This window comes from Ignavibacteria bacterium, from assembly GCA_016707005.1.
In the GTDB taxonomy this organism is placed as follows: Bacteria; Bacteroidota; Ignavibacteria; order Kapaibacteriales; family Kapaibacteriaceae; genus UBA10438.
In genome coordinates, this window is the sequence record JADJIQ010000005.1 from 171,430 (window position 1) to 189,318 (window position 17,889).

At 53.8% G+C, this 17,889-nt stretch carries 14 protein-coding genes; 1 reads left to right on the top strand and 13 read right to left on the bottom strand.

Annotated features, from left to right (window positions below; all coding sequences use genetic code 11):
- Positions 1-97: 97 nt before the first annotated feature.
- The 5 genes from IPI29_09275 to IPI29_09295 all read right to left on the bottom strand — a co-directional run bounded on the left by IPI29_09275 (position 98) and on the right by IPI29_09295 (position 5,621).
- Positions 98-616 carry a hypothetical protein gene (locus tag IPI29_09275; GenBank protein MBK7412729.1) on the bottom strand — a complete coding sequence of 173 codons (519 nt, stop codon included), beginning with the start codon at positions 614-616 and terminating at the stop codon, positions 98-100.
- Between the two features lie 114 nt (positions 617-730).
- Positions 731-1,414: a hypothetical protein gene (locus tag IPI29_09280; GenBank protein MBK7412730.1), complete on the bottom strand. Its 684-nt coding sequence runs from the start codon at positions 1,412-1,414 to the stop codon at positions 731-733.
- Positions 1,415-1,453: 39 nt separating this feature from the next.
- On the bottom strand, positions 1,454-2,722 hold the full coding sequence (locus IPI29_09285; GenBank protein MBK7412731.1) for a hypothetical protein: 1,269 nt from the start codon (positions 2,720-2,722) through the stop codon (positions 1,454-1,456).
- A gap of 203 nt (positions 2,723-2,925) precedes the next feature.
- Entirely contained in the window at positions 2,926-4,530 is a 1,605-nt protein-coding gene (locus IPI29_09290) for a T9SS type A sorting domain-containing protein (protein MBK7412732.1), read from the bottom strand.
- Positions 4,531-4,619: 89 nt separating this feature from the next.
- A complete protein-coding gene (locus tag IPI29_09295) occupies positions 4,620-5,621 on the bottom strand; it encodes a hypothetical protein (GenBank protein MBK7412733.1) in 1,002 nt (333 codons plus the stop codon).
- 177 nt (positions 5,622-5,798) lie between these two features.
- Between IPI29_09295 and IPI29_09300 the strand changes: the two genes are divergently transcribed.
- Positions 5,799-7,274, top strand: a complete 1,476-nt coding sequence (locus IPI29_09300) for a hypothetical protein (protein ID MBK7412734.1) — start codon at positions 5,799-5,801, stop codon at positions 7,272-7,274.
- A 48-nt stretch (positions 7,275-7,322) separates the two neighbouring features.
- On the opposite strand, the gene IPI29_09305 is transcribed toward IPI29_09300, so the two are convergent.
- The 8 genes from IPI29_09305 to IPI29_09340 all read right to left on the bottom strand — a co-directional run bounded on the left by IPI29_09305 (position 7,323) and on the right by IPI29_09340 (position 17,745).
- Positions 7,323-9,410 (bottom strand): tetratricopeptide repeat protein, encoded by a 2,088-nt coding sequence (locus tag IPI29_09305; GenBank protein MBK7412735.1) that lies wholly within the window; start codon positions 9,408-9,410, stop codon positions 7,323-7,325.
- Complete coding sequence (locus tag IPI29_09310) at positions 9,407-11,551, bottom strand: tetratricopeptide repeat protein (GenBank protein MBK7412736.1); 2,145 nt, start codon at positions 11,549-11,551, stop codon at positions 9,407-9,409. Before IPI29_09310 ends, IPI29_09305 begins: the two co-directional genes overlap by 4 nt.
- Entirely contained in the window at positions 11,548-13,386 is a 1,839-nt protein-coding gene (locus IPI29_09315; protein ID MBK7412737.1) for a tetratricopeptide repeat protein, read from the bottom strand. Before IPI29_09315 ends, IPI29_09310 begins: the two co-directional genes overlap by 4 nt.
- A gap of 164 nt (positions 13,387-13,550) precedes the next feature.
- Positions 13,551-14,795 carry a type II toxin-antitoxin system HipA family toxin gene (locus IPI29_09320; protein ID MBK7412738.1) on the bottom strand — a complete coding sequence of 415 codons (1,245 nt, stop codon included), beginning with the start codon at positions 14,793-14,795 and terminating at the stop codon, positions 13,551-13,553.
- A 44-nt stretch (positions 14,796-14,839) separates the two neighbouring features.
- Positions 14,840-15,193 carry a helix-turn-helix transcriptional regulator gene (locus IPI29_09325; protein MBK7412739.1) on the bottom strand — a complete coding sequence of 118 codons (354 nt, stop codon included), beginning with the start codon at positions 15,191-15,193 and terminating at the stop codon, positions 14,840-14,842.
- A gap of 173 nt (positions 15,194-15,366) precedes the next feature.
- Positions 15,367-16,425: a virulence RhuM family protein gene (locus IPI29_09330; protein MBK7412740.1), complete on the bottom strand. Its 1,059-nt coding sequence runs from the start codon at positions 16,423-16,425 to the stop codon at positions 15,367-15,369.
- Between the two features lie 11 nt (positions 16,426-16,436).
- Positions 16,437-17,054: a hypothetical protein gene (locus IPI29_09335; protein MBK7412741.1), complete on the bottom strand. Its 618-nt coding sequence runs from the start codon at positions 17,052-17,054 to the stop codon at positions 16,437-16,439.
- Between the two features lie 43 nt (positions 17,055-17,097).
- The gene (locus IPI29_09340; protein MBK7412742.1) at positions 17,098-17,745 is read right to left on the bottom strand and encodes a hypothetical protein; all 648 of its coding nucleotides are present in this window, start codon (positions 17,743-17,745) and stop codon (positions 17,098-17,100) included.
- Positions 17,746-17,889 lie beyond the last annotated feature (144 nt).

The following is a 17,889-nucleotide window of genomic DNA, read 5'->3' on the forward strand; positions in this document are numbered from 1 at the left end:
CCGGCACCAAGGGTGCCGGGCACGGTCCGTTGTCCGTTGTCCGCGCCATACCAAGAATCGTACTCAAATCGCAGCGTCGCTTAGGATCGTGCCACCCCTACATACTCTGGACGGTGAACGTCACGATCTTGCTGGTTATCCCTACTTCAATCTCGACATCACCTTTTGTCTGGTCACACCGCGCCGTCGCGACCCTGGTTGTGCCGTCTGCGCCCCAGTGATCCTGGAGATCCTTCGTTGCCTCGTCGAGGCGCGCTTTGGCATGGGAACCATCGTTATACGACAAGGTGCAGGTGAAGACGCTGTAGACACCACGGATCACGGAGAAGCAGTAGTAGATCTCCGCTTCATCAGGTTCCGTGTAAGTGTAAATAGTGGCCTCTTCATCTAGGAGGCTGGTCGAGTCAACCAGCTTGAGTCCGATGCGTCGCGCTTCCGCATTCACAACATCGGCCGAGGCACCCCATTTCGTTAACCACACCGAACACGGCCGGGGCTGAAGGACCGGCATGTGTTTGGTGATTCGATCCTCCTGTGTTACCTCTGATGCGCCCTGCTGTGCGCGCCCAACATGCATTGAGCCTAGAACAACGATGACAAGAGCGAGTACCTTCATTCGCAACCCTCCGGAATCTGAGCAGTGTTGTTTGCATTCCTATAATACGATACGCGGCCAGCGCTTCCGTGCCCGGCACCAAGGGTGCCGGGCACGGTCCGTTGTCCGCAACGATCAGTTCGTTGTCTGCACCGGGTGCGTGGCAATGCTACGATGAACGATACCCAGCGAATCCGTGAATGTGGCGATGTGCGTCAGAACCACATGCCCCTTAACCTGACCTCTCCTGAGCGGGATCTTTCCATCGACGAGCTTAAGGGTAACGGCGGTTAGTGCGCTATACCGCAGAGTGTCGGCATTGATCACGGCCTTCTTCGCCGGATCCGGAAGCCATTCCGAAGGTAGTTCGCGTTGATTCACTCGAGGTTTAGGAGAAGAGTCACGGGCGCGTTGAATCTGCTCGAGAGAACATTGTCGAAGCGGATCCACGGCAACTACGATCACCTTGTAGGGAGAACCCGACGTGAGGTCGGCGATGTTGCTTGACTTCACAAGGACTTCGATCGTACACGCCTGCATACTGTCTCTGCGCATCAAGCCAGGGATCTTCACGATCACGTCGCGCACAATGAACACGGGATCCGCATTATTCATGATCGGATCCACCTTTACCTCCTGCGCAAGGATCCTCGGCCTCAACATCGAAGTATCACTGTCACTATCAGATGATGTTGGGAAGGCCTGCCGTTGCTCGGGTTGCTCGTCACGAGAGATCGATGATCCAATGTCGAACCACAAGTGCGAGTGCCCAAACGGGAACCAAACGATGGCCATGAGACAGAGAACAACGGCACGCATGATTTGGCCTCCTCGTAATACACAAAGACTGCGCTCGACCTACCTGCAAACTACAATAGGGATCGTGCGTTCTGTCCCGCCGGCACTAACCACAACAACATATGCCCTACTCGCCAACACGCCACAGTGAACCTCAACACGCTGGCGGTCTCCACTGCGTACGTCGGTGCTCACATCTTGAACAACAGATCCTAGCGCGTCTACGATGCGATACCTCTCGATGCACTTCTCAGACGAGATCGTGAACCCTTCGGTGACCGGGTTGGGGAAGACCGTACATCGACACATTTCGTCAAGGGGCGATGTGGACTCGTGCACAGAACTTGGCGTCTTGCCCGAATTTGATGTAAAGTAGTGGTCTTGTTCTCCTGCAGCGTGCACGGTATCACTGTCAACCGCATAGATGACGTTCAATTGCACGTCGAAAGTTTTCACCTGGTAGTACCACGTAGCACCGGCATCCGTGGAATGCAAGATGTTGTCAGATCCCGCACACCACAGCAACGTATCGTCGATAGCGACAACACTGCTACAGGCATACATATTCGAAGGGTACTCGGCCTTGTCCCATGTTTTTCCGCTATCCTGCGTGATAGCGATGCCAGAACCAACAGCCACGCCGCGTTCCGCGGAGATGCTCATAATGTCGTAGATAAATGCGGAGATGCCATTACCAGATCGTGCCGGAAGCCAAGTGTTACCTCCGTCTGACGTACGATAAATCCCCCCGAACCAGTCAAGTAGCAATCCATTCCACCGATCGCTGAAGGAGATTCGATATGGCTTTCCACTTTTAACCTCCACGTATCTCCATTGAGATCCTGCGTTCGTGCTCAACAGAACGCCGTTGCAAACAGACATCACAATGATGCTATCGTCGATGATTTCGATGTCGGTGATGATTCTGTCGTAACACTTCGCAACGTCGATTCCAAACTCGATCATCTTTCGGAGAACAGTGTCAGCGCGACCATCGATCACGACGACATTGTCATCGTAAACAGCCCACAGTGTTGTGTCGCCTACAAGTGCCATGCCGGCTATCCCATAAAGACTGCCCGCCCCATAACTATAGTCGGACCAAACAGTCCTCCATGTTCTACCGCCATCTTCCGTCTTTGACACAAAGACATCACCCTGATAACCCCACCCCGCGCCACCAGCGAATCCCACAATTCCGTTCACAAACGCGAGGCTATTGATTTGATCAGCGCTATCGTGAGCGTTGCTAAACGTTTGCCACTGTGCTTTGATATCAGCAACGTTCACTACGAGTGCAGCAAATGCAAGGATGTAGAGGCGGTTCATCGTCAACAATCTACACGTTCGTCATGAATCTTGGCTTTGTCATACGGACTGGGTTGAGGATCTTTGCTGCATGATCGGATACGCCCTCACGCCGGGAGAGTATGACGTCGGGAGTCACGCCGGGAGAGTAAGACGCCGGGAGCCACGCCGGGAGAGTAAGACTCCCGGCGTTATGACGTTCTGGGCATAGCGGCGTTCCCGACTCATTCAACGACAAACACCTGACGCCATACATTCTTCTGTGTCATACACTCAAGAACATACACTCCGCTCGTGAGTCGGATGGGTAGAATTGATGACGAATCCGTTTCAGTTACCAAGACACGTCCCTGCAGATCAAGAACACGTTTCGTGAACGGGATATCTATCAATTCCGCTGGAAGATCGATGGTGAGATGATCGCGCGCAGGAATTGGGGAGAGCGTTAAGACGTTATCCGCCAGATCTTCTGTATCATCAACGCTCACGACAGTTGGTTTGATATAGATAACAAATGCAATATCTCTCCTACTGAAGTACGGGTAGCCATCGCTTTGGCTCGAGTCTCTTTTTGTACGAGTCCTCCTAACCATGTGTTCTTGCAAGAGCGTATCTACTCGAACGAATTCTACCTCACCGGTAGGCCATCCGGAAGCGAGGAATGCGTTGTTTGGAGGCCACTGGTACCCGACGAAGGAACCGTCTGTGTTTCTCATGACAACTTCGAAGCAAACATATAAACGCACCGCCCCTGGCTTCACGTATCGTGATAGGAGGCCAGTTACAACAGTGTTTCTTTTACGCACGATGTGCAACGAGTCGCCAAGCGTTGTGACGTCAAAGAGACCACCTATAGAACCCTGATGCCATACGGCACTATTGCAGTAAATAATATCGTTCATCATCGCCTTGGGATTTGAGTTCTCGGGTGTCGAACCCAACATCGACGCGCGGATATTCACGGAGTCTGCAAACCGCCGGACCGCATATTCATTAACTCCGTTCGAATCTGAATCCCGGTGGTAACTCAGCTCCTTGATAGCTGACTTGGCATGCTGATAGGCAAGGATGTCTTTCACCCACGAAAGGGTATTGGACGTGTTTGATGTGGAGGGGGCGATGAATGACGGTTCAAATCCATCGCTGCGCAGTCGCAGTGCTGCTGCATCAAGAGCTGCACCCAGTTTCGATGCTGTCCACTCCGCAACAAGATCTGGTTCCAGAACAGCCTCCCATCTGTCAGGGACAATGTTCCACTTCGTCTTGAGATGCTGGTACACTGCCGACACGAACTCCGCGTACTCCTGCGGTTGGTCGTGGAGGTACGTTCCACTCGCATTCTGTCCAGTGTATGCCACATAGCTCACATTGATTTGCAGGTCTTCGCCCTTGGCATGCAGTCGCGTCCGAAGCGGGATCACTACGTTCTCGATGGTGGCATCCAATTCCGTGAAGTGAAAGCCCCCTACATCGATCGTTGAATCACTATTGTCATTTACAGTCACATATCGGTTCTGAAGCCAACGGGTATAGGCAGGGTCAGCTCCCGTTGGACAACCCGCTGCACGCCACTCTGCGTAATGGTCAACTGGATTCTCGGAACCGGCGCGAACCTCAACCCGCAGTCTATTCACACCCGTGAACCGCACCAGACTGTCAAGCATCCGATCACGCATGAGAGCGTACTGGGGATCGCACTCAGACGCTATGTAGGCCGTGGCTTCCCACCGCTCGAACGGACGTCCAATGATCGAGTCTCTCACTTCCCACGTGCACTGTGCATATAGTGGGGGCGAAAGCAGGAGAAGGAGGATCAGCAGGCGGATCATTCAATAAGCCTACCAAGAATCGTACCCAAAACCATGGGCCGCGTAGGACCGCGTAGGCCGTGCCCGGCACCCTTGGTGCCGGGCACGGTCTACGCAAACGGCACGCCCGGGTGGCCTATACTCAGGTCGAGTTCGATGTATCTGTTCGGGGCCGCCCCCTGGAGGAACTTTCCGTTTGTACCGGGGCGCACGATGATCCTCGTGTACCGGAAGACGCCGGGCGTTTGCGTGCTGAATCGAGAGTATAGCCCGAGCGGACGGTAGACGTTGTCTTCGGCGTCATTGCGATTCTGAAGAGTATGGTATGTGACGCTAACGCTCGGACTCATTCCAGCAAAAAATCCTTGGTGAACCGCGAAATCGTCGAGGGTGCTTTGTGATCGAAAGTCATAGAATCCAAGCATGGACGTTAGGTCTGCCTTTTCCGAAGGGATGTTTGCGATCGCTATGCCCCCTACCCACAGTTCCACACTATGCGGACTCTTTCCTTCTTCTCGATCTTCATTCGGCACTGCTCCCAAGGCAAAGGCAATACTGCCATCCGTTGCATTATCAACCGTGGTTACTGTGGGCCCAAATCTATCGGGATCTAACACTAGTGCATCGCCCATTGTAGAGCCGCGTTCATAGAGCCGCAATGGCGTTGTACCGGATTGAACGTCCCGACTATACCGCCATGCCGGTGCACCCAGCGCCGTGTCGTATGACGGAAGCGTTTGGTAGTTGGTAGTGACGATGCTCAGCCTGAACTCGTAGAGCTGTGGTGTGAGCTCCAGAATCTCAATACTCGGATTGGGGTCTCGGTTCTCAAAGTCACCAACAAAGATCGATCCGGAGTCCGTACCGAATTCGGATTCGCCGATAGACCGATACGAAATGCGATATCCCTGACGAACGCCAAGTGATCGTGCCGTGAACGAGACTTTCACACTACTCGCGTCCATGGCGATCACCACCAATGTGCCCTGCCCACCACCACTACCATCCGGTGCTGTCGGTTCTTCTCTTTCACAAGACATCAAAACCACTGCCATACATGTAGCGATCACCAGAAAAACATGGCGCTTCAAAACAGAGTAAGATTTGGTCATCACGTGGCTCTCTCATAGAAGTGAATGTAGGTCCCAAGTAACCTACCGGCCATTGGACCACGTATCAAGCCAAACGATGTATCATATTACGTATTCACAGTCAGCGTAGACAGGCCCCATTGCCGTATGTTAGGACTTGATAGGGGGCTTTATTATTAGTATTCAGAGGACCTTCTTTTGAGTCCATCGGCTGATCTCTACGATCTGGTGCACGCGCTCACAGCGTCGGAAAAGCGGTATGTGCGACGCGTGGCGTCTCTGTCCGGACGTGACACATCGTGGCTTGTCCTCTTTGATGCGATCAATGCTCAGTTGGCGTTTGATGATGACGAACTCCGTGCTCGACTCAACAACCACCCAATGCTTGGCAATCTCTCCCTCGCAAAAAAGTACACCTACAACAACGTGATGCGTGCCTTGCGGATGTATGGTACGGGTAGAGACATCGACAGTCATCTCGCTGATCACGTTGAGAACTACAAGGTTTTGCAAAGCAAGGGGCTGCACGATCAAGCACGGGTTGTCCTCCAGCGTTTGAGAAGCGAAGCGTTATCTCACGATGCATTTCTCAAGGTATTCTGGACCATCGTCTGTGAGTTTGGAGCGGGAGTCCATTCAACCGAACGTGCGGCAATCGACCACCTCACGTCGTTCCTTGCCATGCAACAAGACACACTTGCATGCATGCAGAACTATACGTTCACCGCCGGCATCTACTTCAAACAACGCATCATCCTTCGTCACCGTCCCAACGCTAGAACGACCAACGAGAAAGCCGAACTAACAGAGATCGTATCGCCCCTTCTCAACGATCCTGATATCGAGTTACTGTCGGACACAGCGCGGACGTTTTACAACCTTGCCCTTGGTGACTATTGGGAAGCAATGGGGATGCCGGAGAAAGCGCTGCCATACTACAACACCTTTGTGCATGAGGAGGTCCTCGACCTGCCCATTGGTCCCTTCGATTCGCTGCATCTTGCCAAGTTCACCAACGCTATGTTCTTTCGGCTTCGCAATAACATCACCGAAGGCCTTGCCGACATCATCACCTCTCTTCGCAAACGCGTCGGTGTGGTATCACTCACTGGTTCACTCCCAACCATTCAAGTATGGCGATATGAACGATGGATCGTCTTCTCGGTCTTGCTCATGAATTGTGAAGGTCGAGAGCGAGACGCACGTGCTCTTCTTGCGAGTGAGCAAAGAACTCTGAACAGGGTGAGACCGCAGATGTCCAAGAAGATCGCCCTGCAGTTACAGATCGCACAGATACGAACGTTGTATGCCGTTGGTGAAACACAGGAAGCAGCAAACCTAGCCGAAGAGATCGTCAACAACGAAGACACCGATGCTATCGAATACACCATCGCGCTTGTTGGCCTACTCCTCGTCAAGTACGATCTAAAGTCCTATGACGATCTAGACCTCCTCCTTCGTTCTGCCAAACACCATCTCGGTTCGCGAAAACACTACCATCGCAGCGAACGAGCCATTGTGCAAGGGATCGGCAAACTCCTACGATGCACAACAACGGCAGAACAGAACACCGTCCGCTCCGAGCTTGGATCAACACTCACCGCTATTTTTGCCGACCCGGCAGAGCGCACCGTTTGCAGTGCGATAGATGTGTTGAAGTGGTGTGGGGGATAGGTGCTGAGACACGGAGATACGGAGATACCGAGATACGGAGTTACGGAGTTACGGGGTTACGGGGTTACGGGGTTCGCTGTTCGCTGTTCTCTGTTCGCTGTTCTCTTCCAACCAATACGTCAACATCATACCTTTGCCCTTGATCTCCATGGAGCCACGTTCGTGTAGGGTCATGGCATTGCCATTTCGCTCTTTCGCCATTTCGCCCTTCAAAGCGAGAGCGAAGCTCGAGCTGACATGGATCTTTCCTGGTTCGCTCGTGCTCTCCATCCTGCTTGCAACGTTCACCGTGTCCCCCCACACATCGTACTGCAAACGTTGTGTGCCGATCACGCCGGCCGTGACGGGACCGCAGTGAATACCGATGCGCACCTTGATATCGCCCACGTCCTTTGTCCACGATGTATCTCCGAGGGCAGGGGGCATGGTGATTTCGAGCGCGTCGAGTGAGGAGATCATGTCGAGTGCACATGAGGCGGCGTTGACAACATTCTCAAACGACACGGCCATGTAGCTGTCGCCGATGGTCTTGATCTTGACAACGTTGTGCTTTCCACAGACAGCGTCGAGTGTGGTGAAGATCTGCTCGAGCAGGTGCACGACGTGGCCCGAAGGAATGCGGTCGGAGATGGTGGTGAAGCCCACGATGTCCAAGAAGATCACGCTGACATTGTCATAGTGGTCGTTGACCACCTCGCCCCTTGCCACTCTATCAGCAATATGTTTGGGAAGCGTTGAGTGGAGGATCGCGAGGTGCTTTTCATGCTCACTTCGCTCCTTCGCCATTTTCCGTTCCGCCTCCTGGATGGCGAGCTTTGTGGCCGTGTCCTTGCCGTTGATATCTTCGGTGATACGCGTGAATTCGTTGTTGTGTTCTACGTACCCTGCAAGGTCGTTTCTCTGTTGGCAGAGATCACGAAGCTGCTTGTGGATGGTTGCCGTCTCCGGATGAAGCGAGTGCTTCAGAGCATCCGACAACGCAGAACGAAGTGTTTGCATGGCTCCGTCAAGATCAGAGTGATGGGCCTCGATCGAAGCACGCGATCTCATCATGCCGACGCGAAGCCTAGGATCTTTGATCGACACGGTTGACAGTGTAGCAAGCAATTCATCAGCTTCGGCAAACGACCCCATGTCGACCAGCGTCGCAAGGATATTGCAGGTACCGGCCACCACGTCCCCGGAAGCACCAACTTCCGTAACGAGTGCATGTGACCGACGGTGGTATTCCAGCGCCAAGGCATAGTCCTGCATTTGTGCATAGACGTTGCCGATGTTGCCGGTAGCGTAGGCAGCGTACAAACGATTACCATCCTCCGTATGAAGTGCTAGGGCCTGCTGGAGGTGTTCTAGTGCAAGCGTGTAGTTGCCTGTACTCGAATAGAACGTGCCGATATGCGTAGTGATAGCCGCAACACCATTCCGATCGCCGATCTCCACATAGAGGGCCAAAGCGCGATGGTAATGTTCAAGGGCCTGTGGGTAGTTGCCAGTATTTGTGAGGACGGTGCCAATACAGCTGTAGTTCACAGCTACGTTTCTCTTGTTTCCAATGCCCTCATAGATCTGCAAGGATCGATGGTGGCATGCTAACGCTTCAGCGAAGTCGCCAGTGATCGTGTACACGTTCCCGAGACTAACTGAAACGCTTGCGACTCCAACTGCGTAGTCAATTTCTTCATAGAGTGCCAGCGTCCGCCGGTAGCGTTCCAGTGCATCAGCCAGGTCTCCTTGATACTTGTGCACCATGCCGATCCTGTAATTTATGTGCGCTATGCCAGAACGGTCGCCGAGCTCTTCATAGATGGCCAATGCAGACTCGAGGCTCTCCAGCGCCATCGGGTAGTTAGCCATGACGATATGGACCATGCCAACATTACCCATGTTTTGGCCAATGCCCGGTTTGTCGCCAAGCTCTTCGCATGTGCGTTGTGCGTGTTGAAAATGTTCCAACGCTTCACTGTGATTGCCGCGCGAAAATCTCGCCCAACCTAGTGCCTGTGAGCGCACCTCCATCGCTTGCGGCGTGCCGATCGCTGCTAGTTCCTCGGCACATTGCTCCAACGCAGGAACATCACTTCTGTTCGTAGCATCCGTGGCCGCATTTTTGAGTTCTTCGAACGTACGTGTGCTCATGATAGGGGGCTCTCCAGCCAGTAGGTCTGCATCATGCCTTTGCCTTTGATGTCCATCGTGCCTCTTGGCACTATGTACGCCTCGTTGAGCGCCTTGCTAAGCGCCTCGTTGAGCGCCTTTGCAAGAGCTTCAGAGATGTGAATCCTTCCTGGCTCGCTGCTACTCTCCATTCGTGAGGCCACATTCACCGTGTCTCCCCACACATCGTACTGCATGCGTTCCTTGCCAAGTACACCTGCCGTCACGGGCCCACAGTGAATTCCGATCCTGAACTTTATAAGCGCCTTTTCTTTTTCAAGCGCCTTTGCAAGCGCCTCGTTGAGCGACTCGTTGAGAGTGATGTTCATCATCTCCATTGCAACATGTGCTGCATTGATGACGCTGTCAAACGCAACGCACATATAACTGTCGCCGATCGTTTTGATCTTGGTGACGTTGTGCTGTTTGCAGATCGCATCGCATTGGGAGAAGACATCGTCGAGGAGTTCGATCACATCTTGAGATGACATGGATGCCGAGAGCTGCGTGAAGCCCACGATGTCTAGGAAGATGACCGCCGCATTCTCATGATGATCATTCACTGTCTCACCGCGTGCAACTCTGTCGGCAATGTCCTTGGGTAGCGTTGAGTGCAGCACGGCCATGTGTTTTTGATGCTCACGATCTTTTGCATCGATCTCGCGTTGTTTCTCCTGCATGGCCATCTTCAGTGTGGCCTCTTTTCCGTTGATCTCTTCGGTGATGCGAGAGTACTCGTTGTTGTGCTCTACATATCCGGCAAGATCACTTTGCTTCAATGCCAGATCGCGCAGAGCTTTATGTAGATCAGCCTGCATTGGAGCAAGGGTGTGTTCTTGAGCGATCAGCAGAGCCGCTCTCAGCGTTGCCGCTGTTTCACCAATTCTGCCATGATGCTCTTGAAGCGATGCGCGGTTCTTCTCTTTTTGAACCAGAATGTCGGGATCATCGATCTGCAAAACGTCCATGGTTTGCAGCAGAGCGTCAGCTTTGGCGTGCTCCCCTATCTCGATCATCGCTGTAATGATGTTGCAGGTGACGAGTGCCACACCGCTGCGGCTGCCGAGCTCCTCGTGCAGGGCTAGCGCGCGGTGGAAGTGCTCGAGCGCCGCCGGGTAGTTGCCGGCGCGTTGGTGCACGGAGCCGATGTTGATGGTGACAGCTGCCACGCCGCTGCTCTCGCCTAGCTCCTGGTGTATTGCGAGAGCGCGGTGGTAGTGCTCGAGCGCTTCCGGGTAGTTGTCGGTGTGAAAGTGCACGACACCGATGTTGCTGGTGACGCGCGCCACGCCGCTGCGGTCGCCGAGCTCTTCATGCAGGGCAAATGCGCGGTGGAAGTGCTCGAGCGCCGCGGGGTAGTTACCGGTGCTGCTGTGCACGTTTCCGATGTTACCGGTGCTGGCTGCCACGCCGCTGCGGTCTCCTTGCTCCTTGTCAATAGCAAGGGCGCGGTGGTAGTGCTCGAGCGTCGACGGGTAGTTGCCGGTGCGAAAGTGCACGTTTCCGATACCTACTATGACGCGTGCGACTCCACTCCGATCTTCCAGCTCTTCGTATATAGCCAGAGCGCGGTGGTAGTGCTCGAGCGCCGCCGGGTAGTTGCCGGTGTTTTCGTGCGCGATGCCGATGTTTCCAGTGACACCTGCCACGCCGCTGCGGATGCCCAGCTCCTCGAGCACGTCTAGGGAGCGTTGGTAGTGCTCCAGCGCCGCGGGGTAGTTGCCGGTGTTCCCGTACACGTTGCCGATGTTACCGGTGACGCGTGCCACGTGACGGCGCTCGCCCAGCTCTTCGTGCAGGGCCAGTGCATGGTGGAGGTGATCGAGCGCCGCGGGGTAGTTGCCGGTGTTCATGTGCACGAGGCCGATGTTACCTGTGACGCCTGCCACACCGCTGCCGTTGCCGAGTTCTTCAAATTTGCCTAGAGCGCGGTGGTAGTGCTCCAGCGCCACGGGGTAGTTGCTGCCAAGCGCAAAACCCACACCGCGTGCGGAGTGCGCCGCTGCCTCGGCCTCTGGCGTGGCCAGAGCGTCGAGCTCATCAGCGCATTTCATCAATGAGACGGCATCGTTGATGCTGTTGGCATGATCAATGTCGATCTTGATCTCTTCAAAGGTTCTCATGTAGTTCTGTTCTCCAACCAATACGTCTTCATCATGCCCTTGCCCTTGATATCGAACGATCCTCGTTCGATAGTGACAAGTGACTCTGAAGAAGTGACAAGTGACTCTGAAGAAGTGACAAGTGACGAGTGACTAGTGACGAGTGGAATTTCGTGCGATTCCGAGATTGGATTCTTGATTATTGATTCTTGATTACTCTTCAGATTCGAAGCAAACACTTCGGACACATGCACACGTCCTGCTTCGCTCGTACTTTCCATCCGTGAGGCTACGTTGACCGAGTCTCCCCATACGTCATACTGCATGCGTTGCGTGCCGATAACGCCGGCAGTTAATGGACCTATATGAATTCCAATGCGGAAATGAACCGGGTGCGAAGTTGGAGCGATGTGCAAGAAGTCAAGCGCACAACGTGCTGCGTTGACGACGTTATCGAACGACACACACATGTAGCTGTCACCGATCGTCTTGATCTTGGTGACGTCGTGCTTCTCGCAGATAGCATCGCACTGCGTAAAGATGTTGTCGAGTAACGTGATCACGTCTTGTGACGACATCGTTGACGAGAGTTCCGTGAAGCCCACAATGTCCAAGAAGATCACCGAGGCATTGTCGAAGTGGTCGTTCACCACCTCGCCCCGTGCCACCCTCTCTGCTACATGCTTTGGTAAGGTGGAATGGAGTACGGCCATGTGTTGCGCATGCTCACGATCTTTTGCATCGATCTCGCGTTGTTTGTCCTGCATGGCCATCTTTAGCGTTGACTCTTTGCCGTTGATCTCCTCGTTGATGCGTGTGTATTCGTTGTTGTGTTCCACGTATCCGGCAAGATCATTCTGTTTCAACGCTAGATCGCGCAGAGTTTTGCGAACCCCAGCCTGTTTTGCAGCAAGCATGTGTTCTTGAGCGATCAGCAGTGCCGCTCGAAGAGTTGCCCTTGCTTCATCAAGGTTGCCGTGATGCTCTTGAAGCAATGCGCGGTGATGTTCTCTTTGAACGACAATCTCGGGCTCATTGATCTGCATATTGTCCATGGTTTGCAGCAGAGCCTCAGCTTCTGCGTGCTCCCCTGATTCAAACATCGCAGAAATGATGTTCCCGGTGACGAGCGCCACGCTACGGCTCTCGCCGAGCTCTTCGTGCATTGCCAGCGCGCGGTAGAGATGCTCCAGCGCCGCCGCGTGGTTACCGGTGCTCGAGTGCATGACGCCGATGCTGCCGGTGGTGGCTGCCACGCTGCCGCTCTCGCAGAGCTCCTCATGCATTGCCAGAGCGCGGTGGTAGCTCTCGAGTGCCGAGGGGTAGTTGCCGGTGGTGTAGTGCACGTTGCCGATGTTGCCTGTGAGGCGTGCCACTTTACTGCTGTTACCGAGCTCCTCGAACACTGCCAGAGCGCGGTGGTAGTTCTCGAGTGCCGAGGGGTAGTTGCCGGTGCTGAAGTGCACGTTGCCGATGTTAAGGGTGACGCTTGCCACGCCGGTGCGGTTGCCTATCTCCTCGAACACTGCCAGAGCGCGGTGGTAGTGCTCCAGCGCCGCTGCGTAGTTGCCGGTGCTGCTGTACACGTTGCCGATGTTAAGGGTGACGCGCGCCACATCGCTGCGGTTGCCCAGCTCCTCGTGCATCGCCATTGCTCGGTGCCAGTGCTCGAGCGCCGCGGCGTAGTTGCCACGCACATAAAAACCCACACCGCGAGCGTTGTGCGCCACAGCCTCGGCCTCCGACGTAGCCAATGCATCGAGCTCATCTGCGCATTCCATCAAAGAAGCTGCATCATTGCTGTTGATGGCACTATTCACAGCGTCTTTGAGTTCTTCGATTGTTCTCTTGGTCATGGGATGAAGTTACGGGGTTACGGGGTTACGGGGTTACGGGGTTACGGGGTTACGGGGTTACGGGGTTACGGGGTTACGGGGTTACGGGGTTACGGGGTTACGGGGTTACGGGGTTACGGGGTTCGCTGTTCGCTGTTCGCTGTTCGCTGTTCGCTGTTCGCTGTTCAGAGTTCTCTATGTGAGCGCCCGATCTTCCCTGCCATGCTCTCGTCAACCCGTGCCTCGGCAGCGAACTCAGGCCAGCGTTGGACGGCGGTGGTCACATCGTCGACGATCTCTTTCCAACGTCCGCGCTTTAGGAGTGCAGGTCGTGCGCAGTCTTGAAGGTCTTGGAGCACGAAGCCGTCGCGCTTGCCGTTCATCGACATTTGATGCGTGGACGTCCACGCGCCCGAGGGGTTATAGCTGTACGTAACATCGAATGCCGGAGCGAGCGACCACTCCCCGCGTTTGTTCATGAGGAAAGCGATGTTCTTGACGTGATCATCTTGATTCCGTGCAATGATGTTGAAGACCATGCGACGGTAGAACTGCTCGAGCTCTGCCGCCGACAAACCGATCTGTCGCATCACCATCATGGCCTGCTCATAAGAATAGACGCCGGGAACGTTGAAGTCGTAGTGTGCGAGAGCGCAGAGCGACTGCATGTGGATCTTCTCGCCGTGAGGACCGCGATCGAATCGACGCGTCATGAAGTGACGTCGACCATGCTCTTCAAGGAGTCGACATTCCGACATCTCGATCCCTGCCGCCTTTGCCATCATTGAATAGGCATACTCGACAGCCCCAAAGCCCCTTGGATCATCGAGCTCCTTATCGCGATTGCCCGACACGCCATCGAACTTCAGCAGCCAGTACTCATAACCGTCACCCGCATTGACTTGACCGGAGCGCACATCATTCGTCGACCGGTTCCATGCGATCAATGCCTTCGCACGCGCTCCTCCGGCCGATGTTCCCACAAGCAAGATGTCGCGCATGGTTGCAGATGCCTCATCAACGCGTATCGATCCATGAAGAGCAGAGCGATGCAGAAGTACGTCGCTTGCGAGTTGCACCAGGGCATCGATCGCGAGCGGCGTTGAGGTGCGTTGCCTGGGACCTTGTGCAGGTGCGAACTCCAGCGCCCCCATCCCACGATTGCCCGTATAACACAGTCGTTCAAGGGTACTGAACTCTGCCGGTGTGCGACCTTGTGTTGCAAGCCAGGCATTGATAAGGGCATTGCCAAAGGTGTCAGGGAGCGAGTCAGCAAGGAGTCCCGGAAGTCCATGAAACGTACGCTGCGCAAGTGCCGGAAAGGTATAGACCCGCTCGTGTAAGGGCATTGTGATCGGCGACACTTCAATGCCACTGCGCACGAAGTCCGATTCGTATTGGAACCGCGCAACGGTATCATCATCGTCCATTGTGACAGCGCCGATCGTCCGTCCCCACAGTCGCACCTCGGCGATCACGACTCATCTCCCCACGTCCACGGTTTCTGCTGCTGATCGGATTCACGCGACGTTGTCGCACGCTGTCGACGTTTCCCCTTGTGCTTCAACAATTCCATCGGACTCGGCTTCTCATCGGGCAGGATCAGATCAAGCGCGTCCAGAACCTGCATCGCACGGCAGATGCGAAGAAACCCCGTGAGCTGCATGCCGACCTCTCCCGATTCAAATCGCTCAACCGTGCGCTTCGACACCCCGGCCCGTTCTGCGAGAGCCGCCTGCGTCAGGTTCCGAGCAAGCCGCTCGCGCTCCAGTCGTGCACCCAGCTCCCGAAGCACCGCCTCATCTGTCATGGTCGATTCGATCTTCATAGTCGCCAAATATGGCGAATAACGATCATAATGACAAAGCATTTCGTCAGATATGGCGAGATAGCGATTAATCGTCTTTATTGGCGATTTATGACGCCTATTCGAATGCTATTCGTCTATTATGGCGATTTGCCTTACTTCCCATGAATTCGCTATTCGCTATTCGCTATTCGCTATTCGCTATTCGCTATTCCCAACAGTCTATCAAAATCCGACTCAAACAACCGGTCCTGCACGATGCGATACTTTTCGAATTCGCTTTCTGCATGCGCTTGAGCGATTTCAGCTGTTACCTTACCAGCATCCTGCAGGATCTCTAAGTCAGTCGCAGCGATGAACCGATTGAGGCGTGTTTCCCAGTCGTTCATGGTCATTGGAATCTTCCGTAGCGCCATGCTTTCTGCAAGGTCGAGGTAGGCAGACACTAGGCGTTGGAGTTGCGCCATCTCATCTTCTGTAAGGTAGTTCTTTGCCACGCCTACGTCGAACTTCTGGATCTTACCGGACGGTGCGTCCTTCCATGTGGTTAGGCCCATGTGCTCTTTTTGTGCGCTTGCACGTGCGACGATCACTTCTGCCGCTGTATGGCCATGAATGGCCCAGTGCAATTTGTTCTGAACGGTGGCGAAGAAGCGTTTCGTTGATGTGGCAGTAACGTCGTAGTCGATGGAAGTCGAGTAGATGTCTGTGATCTTCTGGTAGAACTTTCGTTCACTCAGTCGGATCTCCCTGATCCTTTCGAGCTGACGTTCAAAGAACTCATCCGTGAGGGTGCCGCCTTGTTTTAGGCGTTCGGCATCCATGGTCCAGCCCTGGATCGTGTAATCCTTGACGATCCTATTGGCCCATTTGCGGAATTGGACGGCGCGCTCGTTCTCGATCTTGAAACCGACCGCGATGATCGCCTGCAGGCTATAGTGCTTCGTCTGGTAATTTTTGCCGTCCGTCGCAGTTATTAAGTACTGCTTAACAACTGAAACTTCCTGCAGTTCATTATCGCTGAAAATGCGTTTCAGATGCTGGTTGATCGCCGGGACCGAGACATCGTAGAGCGTAGCCATCATCTTCTGGGTGAGCCAGATATTCTCATCTTCGTAGCGCATTTCAACGCTGGCTTCAGAGTCGCCTCCAGCCGCCACAAACGTCAGATACTCCGCCGCTGAAGAACGCACGATAGAAACTTCCGTTTTCCCTCTGGTGCTACCGCTGCGAGATTGTTTGGTCTTACTCATGTTTCCGAAACTCAAATGGCCACAAACATCCTACCTCTCAACTTACAATGGGTCGCCTTACCTTCCACGCCTGCGCCGCCGTACTTCCCATGACTCCGCGGAGTTTCAGCCTCTTCCACCGCAGCTGCGATCTCCTCAAACCGGAGCCTCTTCAGCTTCTTCATTTCCAAGACTCCCAGCCGCACCGACTTCTGTTCTCCGAACCACTCATTGAGCTGCGATGTTGCGCAAACAAGGAAGAACCATTGCGAGAGATCCAGAGGGTCGGCCTTCTGTCGATCCAGTTCTTCGAACACGCAGAACACATAGACATCGGCCGATCTAATAGACGCCGTTGAATATGCGTTCGTTGTCGCATCCCACCCTGACTTTGGAGCGATATCAAACGCGATCGTACTCGGCTTCTTTTGCTCCCACGATTGCAGATACGCCGATGACTTCACCTCTATCGCAACACCATGCGGCGTCACCAGATCAAACTTGTCCCACTCTACGCGTGGCTTCTCCGTTGCACCCACCGCCAACCCCACGATATACTCCGCCAACATCCCACGATTCGCATTGGATAGATGATCGGAGTATGCCCATTGCAAGAAGGAAGGGGCAGAGATGTGGGTTGGAGGGGGCATGGGGGTTGAGCATACTATGCCAACCATGATTAACGGTCAGTTGTCACAAATAAAATAGCCCATCAAGTACACCCTGTTGTCGTATCCCATGCACGACCCGTACGGATTCAATGTAGATCGCATTTTGATAACGATCCATTCCAAGATATTGGCCCCAGCTAACCACGTCTTCTAAAAAGTACATTTCGGTGTACGGACTACTGTACTCATTCAGCGTGCCGTCTTCTCCTCGCGCGACAACATGCCAATCAAGCTGTAAGAGTTTGTATCGTTCCGGATTGTGAACTCGAACTACTACTCCATACTGATTCCGACTATCTATAGTCACTGTCAACGTGTTGAGTTCCGCTTGACTCAACTGCACGACCGCGCGTGAATGAACCACTAGGTTCTTGTAACTGACTGTTAGAACAACAACGACAGCTACCAGGATTGCTAAACGGATTTTGTATTGATTAACCCAAGCCAACAAGAACTGCAACTGGCCTATGAGCCTTCGGCCGTGGTCCTTGTTTCCATCTGATAGACATACGTAGAGCAATCCGAGTGCGATAGCTACTGGCGCAACTATGCCCGAGAACATATTGCCATGAAACCATGATCTGGTACTTGAAACATACGTAACCAAGACCAGAGTCCCCGCGATAGCAAGCGACCCATACACAAGCACTAGATATTGTCGATAGTTCATTTTGGGGTCCAATCTGTTGATTTGAGATTAAGAAATAACTCATCAGTCTGATTCTACTCCATCACACCACCAATGAGGATAGTTGGATCGTACGGGTTTTCCTTCGTGTTAGATGGCAAGAACTTCAACACTAATGCCTTACCG